The organism is Mariniflexile soesokkakense, from assembly GCF_039650365.1.
Lineage (GTDB): Bacteria > Bacteroidota > Bacteroidia > Flavobacteriales > Flavobacteriaceae > Mariniflexile > Mariniflexile soesokkakense.
The window spans coordinates 462354-485285 of the sequence record NZ_JAZHYP010000001.1 but is presented as its reverse complement, the minus strand read 5'-3'; the positions used below and the strand labels follow the sequence as shown (position 1 = coordinate 485285).

22 protein-coding genes are annotated in these 22932 nt (G+C 29.7%); all 22 read left to right on the top strand.

Annotated elements, in window-relative coordinates; all coding sequences use genetic code 11:
- Nucleotides 1-2: 2 nt before the first annotated feature.
- The 22 genes from VP395_RS02175 (at nucleotide 3) to VP395_RS02070 (ending at nucleotide 22930) form a co-directional block, all read left to right on the top strand.
- Nucleotides 3-878, top strand: a complete 876-nt coding sequence (locus VP395_RS02175; protein ID WP_346240070.1) for a glycosyltransferase family 2 protein — start codon at nucleotides 3-5, stop codon at nucleotides 876-878.
- Nucleotides 879-911: 33 nt separating this feature from the next.
- Nucleotides 912-1652, top strand: coding sequence for a DUF1796 family putative cysteine peptidase (locus VP395_RS02170; protein ID WP_346240069.1), 741 nt, complete (start codon nucleotides 912-914; stop codon nucleotides 1650-1652).
- Nucleotides 1653-2570: a glycosyltransferase gene (locus VP395_RS02165; RefSeq protein ID WP_346240068.1), complete on the top strand. Its 918-nt coding sequence runs from the start codon at nucleotides 1653-1655 to the stop codon at nucleotides 2568-2570. It begins immediately after the preceding gene.
- Nucleotides 2567-3517 (top strand): glycosyltransferase family 2 protein, encoded by a 951-nt coding sequence (locus VP395_RS02160; RefSeq protein WP_346240067.1) that lies wholly within the window; start codon nucleotides 2567-2569, stop codon nucleotides 3515-3517. The genes VP395_RS02165 and VP395_RS02160 overlap by 4 nt, the downstream gene beginning before the upstream one ends.
- A gap of 66 nt (nucleotides 3518-3583) precedes the next feature.
- On the top strand, nucleotides 3584-4534 hold the full coding sequence (locus VP395_RS02155) for a glycosyltransferase family 2 protein (RefSeq protein ID WP_346240066.1): 951 nt from the start codon (nucleotides 3584-3586) through the stop codon (nucleotides 4532-4534).
- Nucleotides 4535-4548: 14 nt separating this feature from the next.
- Complete coding sequence (locus VP395_RS02150; RefSeq protein WP_346240065.1) at nucleotides 4549-5403, top strand: glycosyltransferase family 2 protein; 855 nt, start codon at nucleotides 4549-4551, stop codon at nucleotides 5401-5403.
- A gap of 27 nt (nucleotides 5404-5430) precedes the next feature.
- Nucleotides 5431-6267, top strand: coding sequence for a glycosyltransferase family 2 protein (locus tag VP395_RS02145; protein WP_346240064.1), 837 nt, complete (start codon nucleotides 5431-5433; stop codon nucleotides 6265-6267).
- 22 nt (nucleotides 6268-6289) lie between these two features.
- Nucleotides 6290-7069: a glycosyltransferase family 2 protein gene (locus VP395_RS02140; RefSeq protein WP_346240063.1), complete on the top strand. Its 780-nt coding sequence runs from the start codon at nucleotides 6290-6292 to the stop codon at nucleotides 7067-7069.
- A 42-nt stretch (nucleotides 7070-7111) separates the two neighbouring features.
- On the top strand, nucleotides 7112-8170 hold the full coding sequence (locus tag VP395_RS02135; RefSeq protein ID WP_346240062.1) for an acyltransferase family protein: 1059 nt from the start codon (nucleotides 7112-7114) through the stop codon (nucleotides 8168-8170).
- Nucleotides 8167-9234: a glycosyltransferase family 2 protein gene (locus VP395_RS02130; protein ID WP_346240061.1), complete on the top strand. Its 1068-nt coding sequence runs from the start codon at nucleotides 8167-8169 to the stop codon at nucleotides 9232-9234. The genes VP395_RS02135 and VP395_RS02130 overlap by 4 nt, the downstream gene beginning before the upstream one ends.
- Before the next feature lie 5 nt (nucleotides 9235-9239).
- Entirely contained in the window at nucleotides 9240-10391 is a 1152-nt protein-coding gene (locus VP395_RS02125) for a glycosyltransferase family 4 protein (RefSeq protein WP_346240060.1), read from the top strand.
- Nucleotides 10392-10403: 12 nt separating this feature from the next.
- Nucleotides 10404-11876 (top strand): hypothetical protein, encoded by a 1473-nt coding sequence (locus VP395_RS02120; RefSeq protein ID WP_346240059.1) that lies wholly within the window; start codon nucleotides 10404-10406, stop codon nucleotides 11874-11876.
- Between the two features lie 98 nt (nucleotides 11877-11974).
- A complete protein-coding gene (locus VP395_RS02115) occupies nucleotides 11975-13129 on the top strand; it encodes a cytidylyltransferase domain-containing protein (protein WP_346240058.1) in 1155 nt (384 codons plus the stop codon).
- 14 nt (nucleotides 13130-13143) lie between these two features.
- A complete protein-coding gene (locus tag VP395_RS02110) occupies nucleotides 13144-14019 on the top strand; it encodes an N-acetylneuraminate synthase family protein (RefSeq protein ID WP_346240057.1) in 876 nt (291 codons plus the stop codon).
- A 2-nt stretch (nucleotides 14020-14021) separates the two neighbouring features.
- Nucleotides 14022-14843, top strand: a complete 822-nt coding sequence (locus VP395_RS02105) for a polysaccharide pyruvyl transferase family protein (protein ID WP_346240056.1) — start codon at nucleotides 14022-14024, stop codon at nucleotides 14841-14843.
- A gap of 6 nt (nucleotides 14844-14849) precedes the next feature.
- A complete protein-coding gene (locus VP395_RS02100; protein ID WP_346240055.1) occupies nucleotides 14850-16247 on the top strand; it encodes a UDP-glycosyltransferase in 1398 nt (465 codons plus the stop codon).
- Nucleotides 16248-16290: 43 nt separating this feature from the next.
- On the top strand, nucleotides 16291-17412 hold the full coding sequence (locus VP395_RS02095; RefSeq protein ID WP_346240054.1) for an acyltransferase family protein: 1122 nt from the start codon (nucleotides 16291-16293) through the stop codon (nucleotides 17410-17412).
- Between the two features lie 23 nt (nucleotides 17413-17435).
- Nucleotides 17436-18581, top strand: coding sequence for a glycosyltransferase family 4 protein (locus VP395_RS02090; protein ID WP_346240053.1), 1146 nt, complete (start codon nucleotides 17436-17438; stop codon nucleotides 18579-18581).
- Complete coding sequence (locus tag VP395_RS02085) at nucleotides 18578-20104, top strand: glycosyltransferase family 2 protein (RefSeq protein WP_346240052.1); 1527 nt, start codon at nucleotides 18578-18580, stop codon at nucleotides 20102-20104. The genes VP395_RS02090 and VP395_RS02085 overlap by 4 nt, the downstream gene beginning before the upstream one ends.
- A 6-nt stretch (nucleotides 20105-20110) precedes the next feature.
- Nucleotides 20111-20908 (top strand): glycosyltransferase family 2 protein, encoded by a 798-nt coding sequence (locus VP395_RS02080; RefSeq protein ID WP_346240051.1) that lies wholly within the window; start codon nucleotides 20111-20113, stop codon nucleotides 20906-20908.
- Nucleotides 20908-21948, top strand: a complete 1041-nt coding sequence (locus VP395_RS02075) for an exostosin domain-containing protein (RefSeq protein WP_346240050.1) — start codon at nucleotides 20908-20910, stop codon at nucleotides 21946-21948. Before VP395_RS02080 ends, VP395_RS02075 begins: the two co-directional genes overlap by 1 nt.
- Nucleotides 21941-22930: a glycosyltransferase family 2 protein gene (locus VP395_RS02070; RefSeq protein ID WP_346240049.1), complete on the top strand. Its 990-nt coding sequence runs from the start codon at nucleotides 21941-21943 to the stop codon at nucleotides 22928-22930. The genes VP395_RS02075 and VP395_RS02070 overlap by 8 nt, the downstream gene beginning before the upstream one ends.
- Nucleotides 22931-22932 lie beyond the last annotated feature (2 nt).

Below are 22932 nucleotides of genomic sequence, written 5' to 3'. Positions count from 1 at the left end.
TAATGGCTAAATTACCACTTGTATCTATTTGTATCCCAACGTTCAACGGGGAAAAGTATATTGCTGAAACTATGAATTCAGCAATACAGCAAACATATCCAAACCTAGAGATTATTGTTTCTGATGATGCTTCAAATGATGATACATTGTCTATTATAGAATCGTATATTTCTAAAACAAGAATTCCTGTAAAAATATATAACCATGCACCTAAAGGGATTGGTGCAAATTGGAACTATTGTATAGACAAAGCAAATGGTGAATACATAAAATTTTTGTTTCAAGACGATTTACTTGAACCTACTTGTATAGATAAAATGATGAAAGTTTTAGAAACCGATAATTCTATAAAAATTGTGTTATCTAAAAGAAATATTTTGGTAGATGAATCATTTAAATCAAACAAAACCAAGCAATGGATTGAAATGTATGGTGATTTACAAAGTAATTTAAACTTAAAATCTGAAAATGGGATCTCTATTATTGATAAAAAAATATTCAAACTAAGCGCGTTTTTAATAGAGCCTTTAAACAAATTCGGAGAACCAAGCGTTATACTTTTTAAAAAAGATTTAATAAAAGAAATTGGTAAATTTAGAGAAGATTTAATTCAAATATTAGATTTTGAATTTTGTAACCGAGCGCTTTTAAAATATAAAGCGGCGTTAATAAATGAAAAACTAGTAACATTTAGGCTTCATTTAGAACAAACTACAAATAAAAATGAAGGAAAAATTTCAGATTTACAAAAGTTTGATGTCATTGTTTATAACCAGTATTTTTGGCTTCTCAACAATAAAACAAAAATGAAATTATTGAAGAAGCATAGTTTTATTATGAAAATTTTAGTGACTATAAAAAGAAAATTATTTCTTTAACAAGCTTAAGTGCATAGGTTTCAAGATAAAAAAATGAGAATTAATTTACTTAAATATAAAGGTGGTCAATTTGGAGTTAAAATCAATAAGCAATATGGTTCAAATAAAGCTATTATACCAATTGGTTGCGATTGCCATCCCGCATATGTTTTGTATAAAACTAAATTAAGAGATGAGAGTTTACCGTTTGATTGGTTAGACATTGAACCTCTGTTAGCAATGCAATATGTTTATGAAATGCTTCGAGATTCTTTCCGTTTTTTTTTAGCAGATTTAAGTAAAAATGAGGAAGGTAAAGTATATTCAAAAAAATACCCTGAAGCTTTATTTTACCACTTCGATGATTTACAAACAAACATTCAATTTCAGAATAAAATAAAACTGCGAATAAATAGATTAGTGCACAAAACCAAATATAGACCTTGCTGTTTTTTGCACAACACAACTAGTGAAGTTTTTAAGACTGAAAAAAGTGTAGTTGATTATATGATATCTGTTAAAAATTTCATCACACTTTTAAAACCAAATGATGAATTGTTAATCTATTTGCGCTACGACGAATCATTAGATGAAAACAAACAACAATGTGAACTATTGTTAAATTCAATAAAACCTTTAAAACAATGTACTATTGTGTCTTATATTAGGAAAAAAGCTGAATTTGGACTTTGGGGGGATGAAAATAAATACAAAACTCTTATTAATGATTTGGGTATTAAGTATACTTTAAAGTTTCCTAAGATAGAATTTTTTAAAATTCAAATAAACAATTAAATGTTAGGCATCGTTATACCATATTATAATTATAATTATTTTGAAAGCACTCTAAAGTCTTTATCCCTTCAAACTGATAAACGGTTTAATGTATATATAGGCAATGACAATAGTGTAAATAACCCTGTGGATATTATTGAAAAATATAAGGAATGCCTTAATATTACCTATAAAAGTTTCGATAATAATTTAGGTAAAAAATCATTGGTTAAACAATGGAAGCGCTGTATTGACATGACTTTAGACGAAACTTGGATTATGCTTTTAGGAGATGATGATGTGTTGGGAAAAAATTGTGTAGAATTTTTTTATGCCAATATGAATAACATTTTAAAAGAAGATATTGAAGTTGTGCGTTTTGCATCACAATATATTAATGAAGATGGCAACCCATTAAAAGGATATCCTTTATATAATCATTCAAAAATAGAAAAAGCTACAGATGCATATTATCGGAAATGTTTAGGGCAATCACGAAGTTCGCTCTCTGAGCATATTTTTTCAAAAGCAGCCTATCTTAAAAACAAGTTATATAATTATCCTTTAGCTTGGTTTTCAGATGACCGCATGTGGTTAGAGTTTACAAATTTCCAAAAAATATACACTTTAAACGAAGCAGTAGTTTCAATAAGGGTAACTTCAAATAGTATTACAGGAAAAGACAATAATTTAACGGAGAAAAGTGAAGCAAAGATGCAATTTTATGAGTTTTTGGTTAATCAAGCTCTAAATAAATTTGAAACAAAACAACAAGAGTATTTCTTGCTAGAATATGGTAATGTTTTAAAAGAGAATAGACAATTGCATTTTAATAAAGCATGTATCATTGCTTTTAAACTATTTAAACAAGGGTCTTTTATTTCTGGTTTAAAAATTTTGAATAGATTTATTAAAGCAAATCGAAAATATAAAAAATGATTTTTTCAATTTCCGTTGTAATTCCGGTGTACAACTGCGAGCGTTTTATTGAAAAGGCTATTCTATCTGTATTAAAACAACCAGAAGTTAGTGAAATAATTGTGGTTAACGATGGTAGCACTGATGATACCCAAATTATACTTAAAAAACTTGAAAATCAAAACCCAAAAATAAAAATATATCAACACGAAAATAAGATAAATAAAGGGCGTTCGGCAAGTAGAAACTTAGGTATTAAGAAGGCGAAATGCAATTATATTGCTTTTCTTGATGCTGATGATTTTTATCTGGAAAATAGATTTAAAGCAGATAAAGTACACTTTGAAAACAATCCCTTTTCAGATGGTGTGTATAATGCTATTGGAGCTCATTTTTATAGAGAAACTACTTTAGGTGAAAAAGCAGGACTTGCACTTTACACCGTAAAAACCAAAATTGAGCCAGAGCATCTTTTTGAAACCTTATTCTATGGAAAAGAAGGTCAATTTTCAATTGATGGATTAACAATTAAAAAATCAGTTTTTGATGCTGTTGGATACTTTGATGAATCTTTACAGGTTATGGAAGACACAGAACTTTTTTATAAAATAGCATTAAAGTGTAAATTACAAACGGGAATAATCAATCGACCTGTTGCGATTCGAGGGGTGCATGAATTTAATGTTTTTAATAGAAAAGAACTTTATAATAATTATACAGCAAAAGTTTATGAATTGCTTTTTTTATGGAGTTGTAAAAATGGCATCCCTTATAATGAAATAGATACAATACTTAAACGATTATGGATTTTAAAATATAAAGAAGAGGATAGTTTGTTAAAAAATATAAAGTATTGGAAATTTTTATTTGTCGGAAATCCAAAATGTTTGTTTTCACTTTTAGCAATTAAATACTTTCCTGTAATTAGGCTTAGAAAAAAACTTTTCCCATTTTTGTATAGAAGTTAATTAATCTACAACTTTACAATACGCAATATGTTTTTGAAGCAGTATTGATAATTTTAAAACAAACAAATGTCTTTTTTAATATCTGTAATCATTCCAGCATATAATGTTGAACGCTTCATAGAAAAGGCTATTAACTCGGCATTATTGCAGCCAGAAGTTAATGAAGTTGTTGTGGTAAATGATGGCAGTACAGACAAAACACTTCAAATTCTTAAAACATTACAAATTTCGAATTCAAAAATTAAAATTTACCAGCATCAAAACAAAGTAAATAAAGGGCGTTCGGCTAGCAGGAATTTAGGAATTAAACATGCTAAAGAAAACTATATTGCCTTTTTAGATGCAGACGATTTTTATTTGGAAGATAGGTTTGCAAATGATAAAAAAATATTTGAGGAAAACAAAAAAGCCGATGGAGTATACAATGCCGTTGGATTTCATTTTTATAGAGAAGTAACACCTTTAGAAAAGGAACAGCTAAAGTTAAACACCATTACAAAAAAAATAAAACCCGAAAAATTATTTGATGCTATAATTTCCAGTAAATATGGTTATTTACATTTAAACGGGTTAACGGTTAGAAAGTCTGTGTTTAATTTTATTGGCTATTTTAATGAACAGTTAATGGTGGCTGAAGATTCAGATATTATTTTTAAAATGGCAATTAAATGTCGTTTGGAATCAGGAATCATAGAAGAACCTCTAGCATTAAGAGGTATTCACGAAACAAATGTTTTTGACCAGAAAGATTTATATAAAAAATATAATATGAAATTATATGAATCTATCATTTCATGGAGTAGTAAAAATCAAATTTCAATTGATGAAATTGATGTTGTTTTTAACTGGTTATGGGTAGTAAGATTTAGAGAAAAAAACAAACTACATGAAGATCTCATGTATTGGGTGATGTTGTTTATGAAAAATCCTGAATTTCTATTTTCATATCTTAGTGTAAAATACTTCCCAATAATTAGGCTTAGAAAAAAACTTTTTCCATTTTTATACAAACAATAAGTTAATTTAAAACCATGAGTACTCTTAGCAATGTTACCGTAGTAATTCCCTGTTACAATGATGGGAAGTATATTATGGAAGCGTTGCATTCTGTTTTAAATCAAACTTTAAAAGCTGAAAAGGTTATTATTATTGATGATGGTTCTAATGCTGAAACAAGAAAAATTTTAGAAACTATTCAGTATGAAAATGTTGAGGTTGTTTTTCAAGATAATAGAGGGGTTTGCAGAGCCCGAAATGTAGGTGTAAGTTTAGCAAAAACAGACTATATTTTAAATCTAGATGCCGATGATTATTTTGAGACTACTTTTATAGAAAATGCAATTAATGTATTAAATGGTAATTTAAATATTGGTGTTGTTGGCTGTTATTATAAAAAGTTAAAAGGTAATAAAATAGGTGGTGAGGTTATAAAACCTTTAGGGGGTTCTATTACTAACTTTCTGGTAAAAAACAATGCGATGAATTGTTCTATGTACAGAAAAAAATGCTGGGAACAAACTTCTGGTTATGATGAAAACATGGTTAATGGTTATGAAGATTGGGATTTTTGGATTTCCATTTTGAAAATCGGTTGGCACATGCACATCATTGAAGAACCTCTATTTATATACAGAGTAAAAACCATATCACGCGATCGTAAAGCGCTTGAAAATCATGACACAGAATTAAGAAATTATATATTCAATAAACATAAGCAAATATATTTGGATAATTTTGAGTCGTTTACAAGTCAATTATTATACTCAAACCATCAATTAAAAAAAAGTAAGCTAAAAGCAGTAAACTCATTAAATTACAAATTAGGAAGTGCTATTTTAGCACCACTAAGATTTTTGAAAAAATATATAGGTATTTTTAATAAGTAAAATAGTATTGTTAGGATTTTCTTTTGAATGAATAAACTCGTTTCCATAATAGTTCCCTGTTACAAACAAGCTCATTTTTTAGATGAAACGCTTCAATCTGTATTAAATCAAACTTATGATAATTGGGAATGTATCGTTGTGAACGACGGAAGTCCAGATAACACCGAAAAGGTGGCAAAACAATGGTGTTCTAAAGATGAAAGATTTAAATACATATCTAAAGAAAATGGTGGTTTATCAAGTGCTAGAAACACTGGTATAAAAGTTAGTAATGGTGAGTATGTACTTCCATTAGATTCAGATGATATTATTGATGCCAATTTTTTAAGTACACTGGTTCCAGAATTAAGAAAAGATGAATCATTGGCAATAGTATCATGTTACAGCTTGTTTTTTGATAAAGGGGTAGATAACATTATTTATAAATTGAAACCAAAGGGAACTACGCACCTCAATCTACTTTATGCAAACCAATTAATTGCCACTTCATTATATAAAAAAAAATGTTGGGAAGAGGTTGGTGGTTATGACGAAAGTATGAAGAATGGTTTTGAAGATTGGGAGTTTTGGCTGTCCATTACCAAGCGAGGTTGGAAATATAAAATAGTTGAAGACTTTTTGTTTTATTATAGAAAATCAAGAAAATCAATGCTTGTGGACACTATTAAAAATCATTCGGAAAAAAGCAGAGAATATATTTATAGAAAGCATAAAGAGCTTTATATTGATGATTTTGACAATTGCATGCGGGTACTTTTTTATCAATTAAAAACGCACCGTTCTAGTGAAATGAAAATTAAAAATTCAATAGAATATAGAATAGCTAAACTAGTTAGCAGACCTTTAAGGTTTTTTAGAAAATAAAAGTTATTCGGAATTACTATCTATGATTTCAGTTGTTATAAGAAATAAAAATCAAGACCAAGCACTTACTTTTCTTTTAAAGAATTTAGCAGAAAGGTACTTAGATGATATTGGGGAGATTTTGGTAATTGATAATTTATCAACAGATACAAGTGAAGCGGTCTCAAAAGCATATAATGCTAGATTTATTACCATTAATAAATTCAGTTACGGTGGTAGTGCAAATGTTGCTGCACAGGAAGCGAAGTTTCCCATTGTAGTCATGTTTAGTGCACATTCTTATCCTGTTAGCCATGATTTTTTTAAGCTAATAAAAAAGAAATTTGAGGAAAATCCAGATTTGGCGGGATTACGATGTTTGCATAATACAAATGATTACAAAAATTTTATAAATAATATACCTGCCAAAACAGACCCAAATAAATCGGGTTTAATTTTTTCAGGTTCAGCTTTTAATAAAAAAGTTTGGGAAAAGCATCCCTTTAAAGAAGATGTTGCCACTTTTGAAGATAAGGAATGGACAAAACGTGTTTTAAAAGCAGGATATGAGATTGATTTTGTTGCATCCATTTTTTGTTATCAAATTGAAAGAAACAAAAAGCAATTGTTTTTTAGGTTTACAAGAGATGTAGTTGGAAATTATCAATTATGGCATGAGGATGTTGGTTTTATAAGTGCTTCAAAAGGATTTTTAATGTCTGTTTTCAGATTACTAAAAAACTTTTTTATTGATTTTTGGTATATAATGAAGCGGTATGTTTATTTAATAAAATTTATATCAAACAAACCAGATAAATATTAATGTTTGAAGACACAAGCGGTTTTAAAAGGATAAGTCTTAAAAATGAAAAAGCATAATAATTTTGATTTTTTAAGATTTTTGTTTGCCATATTTGTGGTTATATCACATTCCTATCCGCTTTCTGGAAGTAATGAAACTTCACAATGGATTTACCAAATAAGCAATGGACAGTTAGTATTAGCTCGAATAGGCTTAGATGGGTTTTTTATTATTAGTGGATTTTTTATTTTTCAAAGCCTTCAAAGAAGTAAAAGCCTATTAGATTATTTTAAAAAAAGGTTTTTAAGACTTTTTCCGGCACTTTTCGTGGTTTTGTTAATTACCTTAATGCTAGCACCGTTTGTATATGAAGGGACTATGCCTTTTTATAAAAATATAGAAGTTTATACTTACTTGCCTAATAACCTATCCTTATACAATTTTCAACCAGTTATAAAAGGGATATTCAACCAGAACCCTTACCATTCTATCAATGGTTCACTTTGGACCATTCGCTATGAGTTTTCATTGTACATAGCGCTCGCTTTGTTATTCTTTTTTAGGAAAAATACTGATATAGCGAAATGTATTCTCATAACAAGTTTAGCTGTTTTAATAATCATATATAATTTTTTTCTTGGCAGATTTGCAGGAGCTTCTGTATTAGGGATGCTTGGGTATGAAATTCTTGATCTGGGAACTTTCTTCGTTTGTGGTAGTACATTGGCGGCATTTGACTTTGAAAAGATAAAAACGAAATGGCTGCTTTTGTTGGCTACTCTAATTTTTGTCGTTTCAATTTATTTCAATTTTTATAGCATGGTAAAGCATCTTATTCTGCCAATTATAATTTTGCTTATAGGGTTTACACCCCTGCCTTTTTTTAGTACTTTTGGTAAAATTGGAGATATGTCCTATGGAATTTATATTTATAGTTTTCCTGTTCAACAAACCTTAATGTATTTTTTTAGATTGGATGCATACCAGTTGATGATTTATTCTCTGATGGCTTCTATAATGTTTGGGTGTTTATCGTGGCATTTAGTAGAAAAGCGTGTATTGAGGTTAAAGAAAACTCCGATTATTATAACAAATAAGTTAAGTAAAACAGTTAGATATTGATAACTATTGTTTTAACATACAGAAACCGAGATATAGGTATTTTGAAAAACTGTTTAGACAGTTTATTAAACCAAACAGATAGATGTTTTGAAGTTATATTGATAGATTATGGTAGTGTAGCATTATACAAAAACGAACTTGAAAAGTTGCTCGGAAATTATAAGTTTATAAAGCTAGTAAGATGTGAGACGGAGCAACAGTTGTGGTGTAAGTCAAGAGCTATCAATATAGCTTTAAAACGGTGTGTAACCCCTTTTGTTTTTGTTGGAGATGTGGACATGATTTATAGTCCGGATTTTATTTCCACACTTAATATTTTAAAAAACAACTTAAAGGTTGTCTATTTTCAGGTTGGTTTTTTAAGTCAAACCGAATCAAAAATTAATAAAGCGTTTGTTGATTATCATATCAATTTTAAATCCAATAAAGAGGCTACGGGAATGGCTTTGTTTACTACGGATATTTTAAAATCGATTAATGGTTATGATGAATTTTATAATGGTTGGGGAGGTGAAGATACAGATGTTCACATCAGACTTAGAAATGCTGGTTACACAGTTTATTTTTATGATGATACTATATTAATGCTTCATCAATGGCATCCTAAAAGCTATAGAAATAAGAACAGTTTAACACCTTTTCATAATTTGTTAGAAAAGATAAATCATGAGTATTTAAAGTTTACAAATAGCAATAATAAAATAAAAGCAAATGTAAATTTTCCTTGGGGGAGCTATAACAAATCTGATTATGATGATTTAAATAATATAGAAACAACATATAGTTTAACTAATAAAGAAGCTGAATTTAAAGCTTTTGTAAACCATATTCTGCTTACTGAAAAAGATAAAGTAATCAAGATTGAAATAAAACCACACAAAGAATTTAAATCTATAAAACAAAACACCAAAAAAGTATTAGGACAAAAAACAATATCTTTTTTAGAGATGGACACAATTAATAATCTTCTTTTGGAATATATTATTACAAATTTGAGAGATAAAGCATATCAATTTCAGTATAACTCCAAAAATCAAACAATCCATTTAATTATTAAATTGTAACTAATATGAAAATACTTTTGGTGTCAATGAATTCAATACATTTTGTGCGGTGGGCACATCAACTTGAAAATTCTGGACATGAAGTATATTGGTTTGATGTTTTAGATGGCGGTAAAGCAGAAAATTTACCATGGGTATATCAAATTACAGGTTGGAAGCAAAAGTACCCTAATTTAAAAGGAAGACATTTTATAAAAAAACGATTGCCTTTTTTCTATAAAAGAATTAGTTTTTTAATAGAAAATGATGTTGTTAAAACCTTTAAAAAAACAATAGAAAACATTAAACCAGATATAGTTCACAGCTTCGTCTTATATATTTCTTGTGCTCCAATTTTAGAAGTAATGAAAACTTATAATAAAATACCTTGGATTTATTCTTCGTGGGGTAGCGACTTGTTCTATTTTAGAAACTTACCTAAATATAAAGAAGATATTTTAAAAGTGTTGCCCCGAATTGATTATTTAATTACCGATTGTATGCGAGATATTAACATAGCAAATGAACTAGGGTTTAAAGGTAACGTTTTGGGAACTTTTCCAGGAGGAGGAGGTTTTAATTATGATGAAACTAATAGATATATAAAACCAGTAGAAGAAAGAAAAACAATTTTAATAAAAGGATACCAAGGGCGTTCGGGTAGGTCTATTCAGGTTTTAAAAGCCATTCAATCATTAACAGAAGAACTTAAAGAATTTACTGTTGTTGTATTTGGTGCCGATATTGAGGTTGCTAATTATGTGATTAAAAAAAAACTTTCTAACAAACTTTCCATTAAGGTTTTATACAGGAAAGACTTTTTACCCCATCATGAAATTTTAGAACTTATGGGGGAAGCTTTAATTTATATTGGTAACAGTAATTCAGATGGTATGCCAAATACGTTATTAGAAGCTATTGCACAAGGGGCATTCCCAATTCAGTCCAACCCTGGAGGTGCATCGGCAGAAGTTATAACTCATAATAAAAATGGTTTGTTGATTGAAAATTGTGAAGATATTAATGAAATTAACCGGCATATTGTTTCTGCTCTTTCAAGAATGGATTTAATTAAAAATGCATTTAAGTTAAATCAAATATCAGTAAAACCAATATTTGAAAGACAATTAATTAAAGAACAAGTTTTGGACGCTTATAACAAAGTTTCAAAAAGTTGAATATTATTTTCAATGTTTACACAAAAAAAGATTAAGGAAACCATTCTGGGTTTAGAGCATAAATATCCTGTTGATACTTGGCTTATCAATGGTATTCATATTTGGCCTTATGTTCGTATAAAACTGTATATTCATATGTTGGTTTTAATGAATGAAAAACCTTTGGCCATTAAAAATGGTGAAAAAACCAAATCAAGAAAAAGCTTTTCACCACTCCAACTTCTGAAAAAAAACCTGTACTTTTTGAAGGCTCCATTTGTTTTGATAGTTTTCTTTTTAAGGCTAAAGCGAAAAAGAATTGTTTTTTTTGGATCTCATATTCATCGTATTCTACAAGATGGAGTAAATTTTAATCGATTTTATGATTCGATGATTGATTTTCATAGGTTGGAAAATGAAATTTATACAATTGAATATCAGAAAATCAATGAGCCTATTTATAATAGGAAGTCCATAATTCTATTAAATAAACACCTTGATTATTATAAGTTTTTAAAAAAAGTACTCAACAAGTTAATAAAGAAAAAAGCAAAATTTGAGCTAGAGGGTTATGATAGTTTTCTTGATGATTTAGTTATGGAAAACCTAAATATGGATATCTTAAGCTTAAGAAAGCATAACTTGATTGAATGGACTAATAAACTAAGAATTAGTAATGGGTTTTTTAACAACCTATTCAAGTGTGTAAAGCCAGAAAAAGTGATTTTTTTAGGTTATTACGGCTTAGATGATTTATATTCAGCATTGGTGGTTGCTAATAATCTTAAAATAAAAACAATTGATTTTCAACATGGACCACAAACTAATGTTCATCTTGCTTTTTCAAATTGGGATAAAATACCAAAAAAAGGTTTTAATACGATGCCAATAGAATTTTGGAATTGGGATAAGGCTTCTAAAAATAATATTGATGTATGGGCAAAAAAAACAGATGTAATTTCTTCTAGAGTTGTTGGTCAGCCTTATTTAGGGTATTGGTTGAGTAAGAATATAAACATTGAAATTAAGCGTGATTGTATTTTTTATAGCCTACAAACATATCCATTCACCATCAAAGACATACTGACACCTAAGATGGTTTTATTAATCAAAGAGAATAAATATAAATGGGTTTTGAGGTTGCACCCAAGAAATAATTTGGATATTAATGAATTGAATACGTTTTTATATATAAATGAAATAGATAGTAAAGTAGTAATTCAGGACGCTTACTCTATACCGTTACCAAAAGCATTATTATCTAGTTTGTTGCATATTACAAATTATTCAGGGTGTTTGATTGAGGCTGTACAATTAAGAATTCCTACTTTGTTAGTTAATGAAGTAGGTAAAGAAATGTTTAGTCAATACATTGATAATGAATTAGTTTATTTTTTAGATCAAAGTGATGTCTGTTTCGTTAAAAAAGCAGGGAATTTAATTTTTGATTTAAATAATTTAGATTTTAACTATAATTCGCCTTCAATATTTAATCCATTAGTTTAGTTTTTTAATTATCTATTTTGTTTTAAATTTCTGTTGTTTCAAACACAAAAAGTGTATTTTAGCATGTTCTGTTTAGCAACCAAATGATATAAGTATAGATGAGTAAAATAGGATTTATACCTCTTAGAAAAAATTCCAAAGGAATACCTAATAAAAATAAGCGGAAAATGGTTGGTAGACCCTTGTTTACGTGGGTTTTAGCGGAAGCCATTTTTTCAAATTTAGATGAAGTATTTGTTTATACAGATGATACTGATATTATTGATTTTATAAATAAAGAATACTGTTGGACGCCTAAAGTAAAAGCTGTTTTGCGGAGTGATGAAAGTGCAACCGATACTGCTTCATCCGAGTTCGCAATGCTTGAATTCTGTGAAAGAATAAATTATGATTTTGATATATTTTGTTTGCTTCAAGCCACATCGCCTTTTACTAAAAAAGAGGATATAAATGCCTGTTTGGATGAATTAAAGAATGGGTTTGATTCCGCATTAACAGTTGTAAATACACATCGTTTTTTATGGAATGAAAACGGAACTGCCATTAATTACAATCCTCATAAAAGACCTAGACGTCAAGATTTTGAGGGTTTATTGGTGGAAAATGGAGCTGTTTATACCACAACCAAAGAAGCTTTACAGAAACATAAAAACAGAATAGGCAATAAAGTAGCTGTGGTTAAAATGGCAGAGGATACTTTATTGGAAATTGATTCTGAAAACGATTGGATGGCTGTTGAAACTTTGCTCATAGAACGCCAAAAACGTGCAAAGGAATCTAAGAAAATCACACACATTGTTTTAGATGTAGATGGTGTTTTTACAGATGGCACTATTACATATACCAAAGATGGTGAGCACACTAAAGACTTCGATATGCGTGATGGTATGGGGCTTGAAATATTACGTCAATTTAATATTGAGGTTATGGTCATGACTTCGGAACAGTCTGAATTGGTTGCCAAACGCATGCAAAAACTAAAAATAAATCAAGTATTTTTAGGTGTGAAAGATAAATACAGCTTATTACAGCATGTTTTAAAAGAACAAAACATATCACTTAATAACGTCGCATATTTAGGTGATGATGTGAACGATTTAACCAATATTTGTAGTGTTGGTTGGTCGTTAACCCCAAATAACGCGACCGATGTGGTTAAACAACATGCTGACATTGTGCTTTCTAAAAATTCGGGAGCAGGTGCTATTAGAGAAGCTTGTCAGTTTATTTTTAATTATAATAAAAGATTTTAATTGCCTGAATATTTATGAATACTTATAAAGAACCCTACATAATTGCTGAAATTGGTTGCAACCATAAAGGCGATATGGAAATAGCCAAAGAACTTATTAAAGTGGCGAAAATATTTTGTAATGCCGATGCGGTTAAGTTTCAAAAGCGAAATAATAAAGAATTATTAACTGAAGAACAATACAACCAACCGCATCCAAACCCAGCTAATTCTTATGGAGACACCTACGGAGCACATCGTGAGTACCTGGAGTTTGATGTGCAGCAGCATAAAGAATTGAAAGCGTATTGCGAAGAAATTGGGATTACGTACTCCACATCGGTTTGGGATGTAACTTCTGCAAAAGAAATAGCTTCTTTACAGCCTGAGTTTATAAAAATACCCTCGGCATGTAATAATAATATGAACATGTTGGAGTGGTTATGTAAAAATTATGAAGGCGAACTTCATATTTCAACAGGTATGACTACTAAAAATGAAATTGAAGACTTGGTTCAGTTTTTCAAAAAGTTCAATAGAAATAAAGATTTAGTGCTTTATAATTGTACCTCGGGGTATCCAGTGCCATTTGAAGATGTATGCCTTCTAGACATTAATTTGCTCATTGAAAAATATAAAGAGGATGTAAAACATATTGGTTTTTCAGGGCATCATTTAGGCATCGCTGTAGATGTGGCTGCTTATACCTTGGGTGCAAACATTATAGAACGCCATTATACTATTGATAGAACTTGGAAAGGTACAGATCATGCGGCTTCATTAGAGCCTATGGGATTGCGTAAATTATCTAGAGATTTAAATGCGGTACATAAAGCACTTAGTTTTAAATTGCATGATATTTTGCCTATCGAACAGGTTCAACGCAATAAATTAAAAAACCAAAAGGTGTAAACATGATTTTTTCTAGTACAATTAGGTTGTTTTGGTGGAACGAAAAGAAACTACAAAAAAAATCTAAAGAAAATTATGGAGACCTCTTAGGTAAGTATTTGGTTGAAAAAATATCCCAAAAAAAAGCAGTTTGGGTGAAACCTTCCATGTTTTCAATTTATAACTTTTTCTCACCCATTTATGTAACTATCGGCAGTATTCTTACTCATGTAACCGGTAATTGTATTGTTTGGGGAAGTGGCATTATATCAAAAGAGTCAGTAGTAAAAAAAGCTGAATTTTTAGCGGTTCGAGGACCACAAACAAGAAAGTGTCTTTTAATCCAAGGCTATGATGTTCCAGAAGTTTATGGAGATCCTGCGTTGTTATTGCCAAAGTACTACAATCCAGAAATTGAGAAAGAATTTAAAATAGGTGTGATTCCACATTACAGAGATTTTAAAAAAGTGGAGGCATTTTATAAAAATAAAACATCTACCTTATTAATTGATTTAATGACGGATGATGTTGAGAAAACGACTAATGAAATTTTGAAATGTGAAAAAATTGTTTCCTCGTCATTACACGGTGTCATCGTTGCGCATGCTTATCGTATTCCAGCTGTTTGGCAAAAATTTTCTAATGATGTATTTGGAGACGATATAAAATATCAAGATTATTTAGAGTCTGTAGGAATTCCTGCCTATAAACTAGAAATGAAAGATGTTAAGATGAATACAGAGGAATTACTTAGCCTTTTTAATGGAGTTGAATCAATACCTGAAAGCACAAAAATAGAAGCATTATGTTCTAACTTAATGGCCGTTTGCCCTTTTAAAGCGTAATAGGATATGAAGAAAAAGGTATTCGTTTTTTTTCCTGATGGTGTTGGTTTAAGAAACTTTGCATTTACAGATTTTAAGGAAATAGGTGAAAACATGGGGTATGATATCCATTACTGGAACAATACTGTTTTTTCATTAAAAGATAATTTGGGTTTTAATGAAGTTATCATTGAAAACCATCAAATTCATCCATTAACACCTTTATATTCGAGAGCAAGAAAACGAATTGAACTAAATGTGTCTAAAAAGAAGTTTAATGATGAAGTATACACAACTTACAAGTTTCCGTTTAATTATAATGGATTAAAAAACACATTCAAAAGTATATTTACTAAATTTTTAATAGGGTTGTATAATTCTGAAAAGGGTATTGACCGTATTCGAAAAAAAATAAATGGCTTAGAGCGTTCAACGTCCAAATACGCCTATTGTAAAGTACAATTGCAAAAACATAAACCAGATTTGGTGTTTTGCACCACACAACGTTCTACACAATCTATAAGTGCTTTGTTAGCAGCACAAGATTTAGGAATTCCAACAGTGGCATTTGTATATTCATGGGATAACGTTCCTAAGGCCATGCAAGTAGTAGAAACCGATTATTATTTTGTTTGGAGTGATTTAATGAAACAACAGGTGCTACAGTATTACCCATTTGTAAAAGATGAACATGTTTTTGTTACTGGGACACCACAGTTTGAACCACATTTTAATAGTAGTTTAAAAGAGAATAGAGAAGTTTTTTTTGAGCAGTATAATCTAGATAGTAATAAAAAATATATTTGTTATTCCGGTGATGATGAAACCACTTCACCTTTAGATCAATATTATTTAGAAGATCTAGCAAATGCCGTTCGAAACTTAAACTCTAAGGGCTACAACTTAGGCATTATTTATAGAAAATGTCCGGTTGATTTTACAAATCGCTATGATGCCATTATTGAAGCGAACAAAGATATTATTGAAGTTTTAGATCCTATTTGGAAACAAGTTGGTACAATGTGGAACGAGGTTTTACCAGCTAAAGAAGACTTTAAAATGTTGTATAACGTGTGTGAACATAGTGTCTTTGTTACCAATGTATGTTCATCCACAGTATTTGATTTTGTGGCGCACAATAAAGCTTGTATTTATTATAATTACGAGCAACCTCAGTTAAAAAAAGGCATTCGAGATATTGGTCAGAATTATAAATATGTTCATTTTCGAAGCATGCCAAGTAAAAATTCGGCTGTATTTTGTACTGATAAAAACGATTTAGAAAATTTGGTGCAGAAAATTATAGATGGTAAATTATCGAATGTTGAAGAAGGGTTAAAATGGTTTGAAATAGTAGCAGGTAAAGCCCCAACAAAAGCATCTGAAAATATTTGGAAGGCTATTAAAAATTGCATAAAAAATTAATTCTTGATTTTTTTTTTCAAATATTGTAAAGTTTAGTACGAATATGAGTGTAACCAAATTAGAAAAACTAAATTATATTGATGCAATTAGAGGGCTTGCCATAATTATGGTAGTAATGCACCATACGGCTCAACAAGGTTTTGTGAAAATACCACACGCAGTTGCAGTTTTTTTTAGTTTAGGTTCTAGAGGTGTGCAACTATTTTTTATTGCCAGTGCTTTTACTTTATTCAGATCCTATAAAAATAGAAGTTTGGCAGAAAATATGCCAACAAGAAATTTCTTTATTAGAAGGTTTTTTAGAATAGCTCCTATTTATTATTTAGCCATATTGTACTATATATTTCACGAAAGTTTAGGTGCGCGTTACTGGTTAGGAACCCAACCTTATATTTCTATATATAATAAAATTTCAAATATATTGTTTCTACATGGTTTTAGTCCGTATTGGACAAACACCTTAGTTCCTGGTGGTTGGTCAATTGCTGTAGAAATGATGTTTTATGTGGTTTTTCCTTTTTTATTTTTTCGTATAAAGACCATTAATAACGCCTTTGTGTTTTTAAATGTATCATTAATTTTTAAACTGATATTTCAAGAAATACTAAGCTATAATCAATTAATGGCTTCCGATTTTTTGTGGAATGAGTATTTATTTTATTATTTTCCATGTCAACTCCCAATTTTTGCTTTAGGTATTATTATGTTTTTCTTAATACAAGACTCTAAAAGCATACGTCAAGTTTCAAATAAAGTTATAATATTTTTACTGGTTTTATTACCGTTACAAATTGGTTCTGCATTAGATTTTTTATATTTAAATCATATAATTTTTGGGATTATTTTTGTTTTTTTTGGTGTTCTTTTAAGTAAAGGAAAATTTAGGTTTTTAAATATTCCTTTAATAAGATATATTGGAAAAATCAGTTATAGTATGTATATTTTCCATTTTATAGTTATTTCTTGGTTAGCTAAATATCATCTAATGGATTTTTTCGATAATTATTTAATTAATTACGTTACTAGATTGTTGTTGGTTTTATTCATTTCAATTATAGTTTCAAAAATAAGTTATAGTCTAGTTGAAGTTCCGTTTCAAAAATTTGCAAAAAGGATAATCTCTAAAATGGAAACTGGCACAAAAATTTTGGCAATAGATAGTTAATTTCGTTTATAAATAAATCTAATATGCACATTGCTTTCCTAACTTCGGAATATCCTCATCAGAGAGCTACTCATGCTGCGGGTATAGCAACTAGTATTAGGAATTTAGTGGTTTCATTATCAGAAAAGGGAGTAAAAGTATCTGTTTTTGTTTATGCTCAGAAAGAGGACGCTATTTTTAATGAAGACAAAGTGAAAATTCATCTTATTAAGAATAGAGCTTATAAAGTTATGGGATGGTACTGGCATCGTAAATTCATTGAAAAATATCTTAACTCATATATTGTTTCGGAAGGTATTGATATAGTTGAAGCTCCCGATTGGACAGGTATAACAGCGTTTATGCACTTTAAAGTGCCTTTGGTAATAAGGTTTCATGGAAGCGATGCTTATTTTTGCAAATTAGATAAGCGTAAACAAAAGTTTAAAAATTTCATATTTGAAAAATTGGCTCTAAAAAATGCTTCGGCTTATATTACTCCAACTACCTTTGCTGGTACAGAAACGCAAAAGATTTTCGGTTTAGATAAGAGGAAAATAAAAACCATTCACTATGGCTTGCGATTAAAGGATTTTGAAAATGAAACTCCTTCAACTTACAATAGAAATAACATTCTTTACATTGGAACTATTATAAGAAAAAAAGGTGTTTTAGAACTAGCTGAAATATTCAATAAAGTAGCAAAATCAAATTCTGAAGCACAATTAATTTTAATAGGAAATGATTCGCCCGATTTAAAAACGGGAACTTCATCAACCTATACTTTGGTTGATAGTTTGTTTTCAAACGAAGCAAAAAAGCATGTGAATTATTTAGGGAAAGTGGCTTATTCAGAAGTTATAGATCATATTAAAAATGCACATGTATGTGTGTTTCCTAGTTTTGCTGAAACTTTAGGAATGGTAACCATTGAAAGTATGGCATTGCAAAAACCAGTGGTGAATACGAATATAGGTTGGGCGCAAGAATTAATTGATGACACTAAAAATGGTTTTTTAGTACATCCATCAAACATCGATTTATATGCACAACGTATTCTGGAACTTTTAAAAGATGAAGCATTGTCTGAAAAAGTAGGTATTGCAGCAAGAGAAAAAGTAGAAGCATTGTTTGATATAGATAAAATTGCAGATATAAATATTAAGTATTATAAATCTATAATAGAATGATTTATTTAATACATGAAAATAATAATGCGCTAAAGGTGCTTAATAGTGAATTTGTAGAAGTGCCATTTTCAATAGATGCTTCCATTACTAAAACACTATTTAAAATAGCTGAAGCCTTTCCAAACGACACCATTATTTGGTGCCATCAAACCTATCAAGCATTTATAAATTCATCAGTATTAAACGCTATATTTCATCATCAAAATATACTAGCATCTTATTCGGTTAGTCACAAATATTACATTCCAGATAGTATTGGTTATATAGATCAATCGGTATTTTTAAACGTAAAAAAAGATGTGACTTACCCAACTTGGTTAATGAGTAGCGATGTAGGCGGTGTTTCAACAGGATTATTAAACTCGGTTGCCAAAAGTTTAAACCACACCGATGCTTTTGAGTATTTTCTTAATTCATTAGCAAAAGCAGGTATGATTCAAGGGGTGTTTTGTTATTCTGAACCTGCTTTGTTAAATCAAAATGTACAACCAATAGTTGAAACAAAACAAGCTTCGAATATTCAATTATTCAAATTTGTAAAAGAACATTACAAGTGGGTTTGGGTTTATATGCTTGCATTTTGCTTTGCTATTTACGAAAGGAAATTAAAAATTATACCACTTATTAACACGTTTTTTCAGAAGCGATTACTTTTAAGTTTAAAGGAGTTTGATTACCAATCAAAAAACATTGTTGTAACCAAAAAGGAGATTGATGTTATTATTCCAACCATAGGAAGAACAACCTATTTGCACGATGTTTTAAAAGATTTAGCCACCCAAAGCGTACTTCCAAAAAACGTAATCATTATCGAACAAAACCCACTTCCAGACAGCGTTTCAGAATTAGATTTTATAACTACTGAAAACTGGCCCTTTAATATAAAACATACTTTTACGAACCAAACAGGTGTTTGCAATGCTAGAAACTTGGCACTGAATCAAATTGAAAGTGAATGGGTGTTTTTAAATGATGATGATAACAGGTTTAATAAAAATTTAATAGAATCTGTTTTTAAAACAATCAACAAATTTGATGTTTTGGCTATCACCACAGCGTATTTACAAGAAAACGAAAGTCTGCTTTTTACAAAAATGCATCAAACAGGTATATTTGGTTCGGGTAATAGTTTTGTAAAAGCCAGTTGTTTAAAAAACATTCGGTTTGATATGGCTTTGGAGTTTGGTTATGGTGAAGATTTTGATTTTGGCATGCAGTTGCGCAATGAAGGCGTTGATGTTGTTTACTGTCCATATATTAGAATTACACATCTTAAAGCGCCCTTTGGCGGTTTTAGAACCGAGGTTAAACAATTATGGGATAATAATGCGGTACAACCCAAACCATCGCCAACTATTATGTACACCTTTTTAAAACATTATACCAAAAAGCAACTTTTAAATTATAAATTGGTTTTGTTTTTAAGACTAATTAAAAAAGAATCGATTTTTAATTATTGGAGTTTTTATAAAAATTTTCAAAAAAAATGGCAAGCAAGTATATTTTGGGCTAAAAAACTATAATTTATTGTGAAACAAAAACCACGTATAAGTATTTTAATTACCCATTACAACAGACCAAATGATTTGTTGAAATGTATGAATGCCATACGTCAAGTTAATATTAAGGCATCTGAAATTGTAGTGAGTGATGATGGTAGCGATCAAAATACTAGTAACCTTTTAAAAACATATAGTATTGATAAACTTGTGCTTACTAAAGAAAATAAAGGATTAGCAGCCAATATTAATAAAGGTATTGAAGCTTGTGAAGGTGAATATATCTTGTATTGTCAGGAAGATTTTTTGCTAAACCCTAGAATTGGCGGTATTTTGAATGAATGCTTAGAGTTGTTGGACACCAATCGTGTAGATTTAATTCGGTTTACATCAAATTTTAAGTTCAACAAGTTGATTAAATTAACCGATGCCATTTCATTAATACCTAAGTTTTCATTTAAAAATTTTACTCAAAATTATTATCAGTATAGCGATCATCCATTTATTACCAAAAAGCTTTTTTATCGCTCTTACGGTTATTATCTAGAAAATACCTCTGGGCGATATGGTGAGACAGAATATGCCATTCGTATTTGTAATAGTAACGCTAAAATTGCAATAACCAATGAAACGCTAGCAACTACAATTGAAGGTAGTCAATCTATTTTAATACACGAATTTAAACCTAAAACAACCAAAATAACACCAAGTAAATCTTTATTAAAACTAGCAAGAGCTTTTAGGTTGTATTTTGAATGGATTTTTTATAATAAAACTAAAAGAGGGTTAATTTCATATAAAAACGCAAGAAAACACGCTTTTAATTAATGCTTAAACTATATACTGATATCGAATTTTTAACCGAAAGCCATCGTAAAGAAGTGTTTCCGTTACTGTTTGATTTGCATTATTTAAAAAATGAGTTATTGTTTAATTACTATCAATTAGTTGATGATGCTTCAATAAGCGATGTTGTTGTGTTTCCAATTGATTATGTTCGTTTTATAAAATTTAAATCGGCATTTAATAAACTTCAACAGTTAGCAAAACAATATCAAAAACCCATTTGGATTTACACAGGGGGCGATTATGGGTTTTCTAATTATATAAAAAACAGTTATACGTTTAGATTGGGTGGTTTTGATAGTAAATTGGATGAAACGACTTTTATAATGCCTTCTTTTGTAAACGACCCGTATTCATGTCAATTGCCCCAAGGTTTTTCTTCTTTAAAAAAGGAAAAAGAGCCAACAATTGGTTTTGTTGGGAACGCTAAAGCGGGTGTTTTTAAATATACAAAAGAGTTATTAAGCCATTTTAAATTTAAATTTAAAAGAACTATGGGATTTGTTTTGGCAGATAGACAAACATTTTATCCATCCAGTATAAAACGAGCTGGTTATTTGCATAAATTACGTTTGTCAAAGGGCTTGAAAACCAATTTTATTTTAAGAAATCATTATAGAGCTGGTGTACAAACCGAAGCTGATAAACAAACATCAACCCAAGAGTTTTACAATAATGTTTTTAATAATGCCTATACATTTTGTAGTCGGGGTGTTGGTAATTTTTCGGTTCGGTTTTACGAAACCTTAGCAGTTGGTCGCATTCCAATTTTATTAAATACCGATTGCAGATTGCCCTTAAGTGATATAATAGATTGGAATAAACATATTGTTGTTTTAGATATTAAAAAGAAAGCGTCTTTAGGGAGTCAAATGATTGATTTTCATAATTCTATAAGCGATAATGAGTTTGAGGAACTTCAAAAAAGTAATCGGAATCTTTGGGAAACCCATTTAATGCGTCCGTTGTATTTTATTAAAATTCACGATGCATTTTTAAATAAAGTCAATAGAAATGGATAAAACGTTTACCCTTATAATTTGTACTTATTTAAGGCCAAATCCACTTTTAAAGCTGTTGAAATCGGTAGATAAGCAATCCGTTTATCCGAACGAAATTTTAATAATTGATGGTTCTACCAATAATGAAACGGAATTTGCTTTAAACCAAGATCCATTTAAAAACTTAAAGTATTATAAAGTTGATGCCGAAAATCGAGGTTTAACAAAGCAACGTAATTTTGGTATTGATAAAGTTTCTGAAGCTTCAGAAATTATATGTTTTTTAGATGATGACACCGTTTTAAACACCGATTATTTTCAGCAATTATTAAATACATATAGTGTATATCCAGAAGCTTTGGGTGTTGGTGGTTATATTGAAAATGAATCTGTTTTTGACTATGTAGGACATAATTATAAGCCTAAAAGCAATGAATTTTATTTTGATGGCTGGAAACGAAAAGACAGTAGTCGGTTTGTAATAAGAAAGAAATTTGGGCTAGAACCCGATTGTCCTCCGGGTTTTTCACCGAGTTTTTCACATGCACGAAGCGTTAGTTTTTTACCTCCAAGCAATAAAATTTATGAGGTAGAATTATTAATGGGAGGGGTTTCATCATTTAAAAAAGAAGTGTTTGAAACGCATCAATTTTCAACCTATTTTGAAGGCTATGGTTTGTATGAGGATGCAGATTTTTCGCTTCGTTTAGCAAAAACAGGAAAACTATACTTAAACACAGCGGCAAAACTAGATCATTACCACGAAGTATCTGGTAGACCAAACCAATACAAATATGGTAATATGGTGGTTAAAAATGGTTGGTATGTTTGGCGGGTTAAAAATTCGGAGCCTACTTTTAAAGACAAGATGAAATGGCATGTCATTACGCTTTTGTTGATATTCATTAGATTTAGCAATACCTTTACGGCATCAAACAAAAAACAAGTATTTACAGAAGCTATTGGACGGTCTGTAGGTTGGTTAAAAGTTTTAATACGTTAAAA

Coding starts and splice junctions, on each gene's coding strand:
- VP395_RS02120 (WP_346240059.1), top strand. CDS start 10,404: ATGTTTACACAAAAAAAGATTAAGGAAACCATTCTGGGTTTAGAGCAT.
- VP395_RS02150 (WP_346240065.1), top strand. CDS start 4,549: ATGAGTACTCTTAGCAATGTTACCGTAGTAATTCCCTGTTACAATGAT.
- VP395_RS02160 (WP_346240067.1), top strand. CDS start 2,567: ATGATTTTTTCAATTTCCGTTGTAATTCCGGTGTACAACTGCGAGCGT.
- VP395_RS02165 (WP_346240068.1), top strand. CDS start 1,653: ATGTTAGGCATCGTTATACCATATTATAATTATAATTATTTTGAAAGC.
- VP395_RS02075 (WP_346240050.1), top strand. CDS start 20,908: ATGCTTAAACTATATACTGATATCGAATTTTTAACCGAAAGCCATCGT.
- VP395_RS02085 (WP_346240052.1), top strand. CDS start 18,578: ATGATTTATTTAATACATGAAAATAATAATGCGCTAAAGGTGCTTAAT.
- VP395_RS02115 (WP_346240058.1), top strand. CDS start 11,975: ATGAGTAAAATAGGATTTATACCTCTTAGAAAAAATTCCAAAGGAATA.
- VP395_RS02170 (WP_346240069.1), top strand. CDS start 912: ATGAGAATTAATTTACTTAAATATAAAGGTGGTCAATTTGGAGTTAAA.
- VP395_RS02070 (WP_346240049.1), top strand. CDS start 21,941: ATGGATAAAACGTTTACCCTTATAATTTGTACTTATTTAAGGCCAAAT.
- VP395_RS02095 (WP_346240054.1), top strand. CDS start 16,291: ATGAGTGTAACCAAATTAGAAAAACTAAATTATATTGATGCAATTAGA.
- VP395_RS02175 (WP_346240070.1), top strand. CDS start 3: ATGGCTAAATTACCACTTGTATCTATTTGTATCCCAACGTTCAACGGG.
- VP395_RS02105 (WP_346240056.1), top strand. CDS start 14,022: ATGATTTTTTCTAGTACAATTAGGTTGTTTTGGTGGAACGAAAAGAAA.
- VP395_RS02135 (WP_346240062.1), top strand. CDS start 7,112: ATGAAAAAGCATAATAATTTTGATTTTTTAAGATTTTTGTTTGCCATA.
- VP395_RS02100 (WP_346240055.1), top strand. CDS start 14,850: ATGAAGAAAAAGGTATTCGTTTTTTTTCCTGATGGTGTTGGTTTAAGA.
- VP395_RS02110 (WP_346240057.1), top strand. CDS start 13,144: ATGAATACTTATAAAGAACCCTACATAATTGCTGAAATTGGTTGCAAC.
- VP395_RS02155 (WP_346240066.1), top strand. CDS start 3,584: ATGTCTTTTTTAATATCTGTAATCATTCCAGCATATAATGTTGAACGC.
- VP395_RS02140 (WP_346240063.1), top strand. CDS start 6,290: ATGATTTCAGTTGTTATAAGAAATAAAAATCAAGACCAAGCACTTACT.
- VP395_RS02125 (WP_346240060.1), top strand. CDS start 9,240: ATGAAAATACTTTTGGTGTCAATGAATTCAATACATTTTGTGCGGTGG.
- VP395_RS02090 (WP_346240053.1), top strand. CDS start 17,436: ATGCACATTGCTTTCCTAACTTCGGAATATCCTCATCAGAGAGCTACT.
- VP395_RS02145 (WP_346240064.1), top strand. CDS start 5,431: ATGAATAAACTCGTTTCCATAATAGTTCCCTGTTACAAACAAGCTCAT.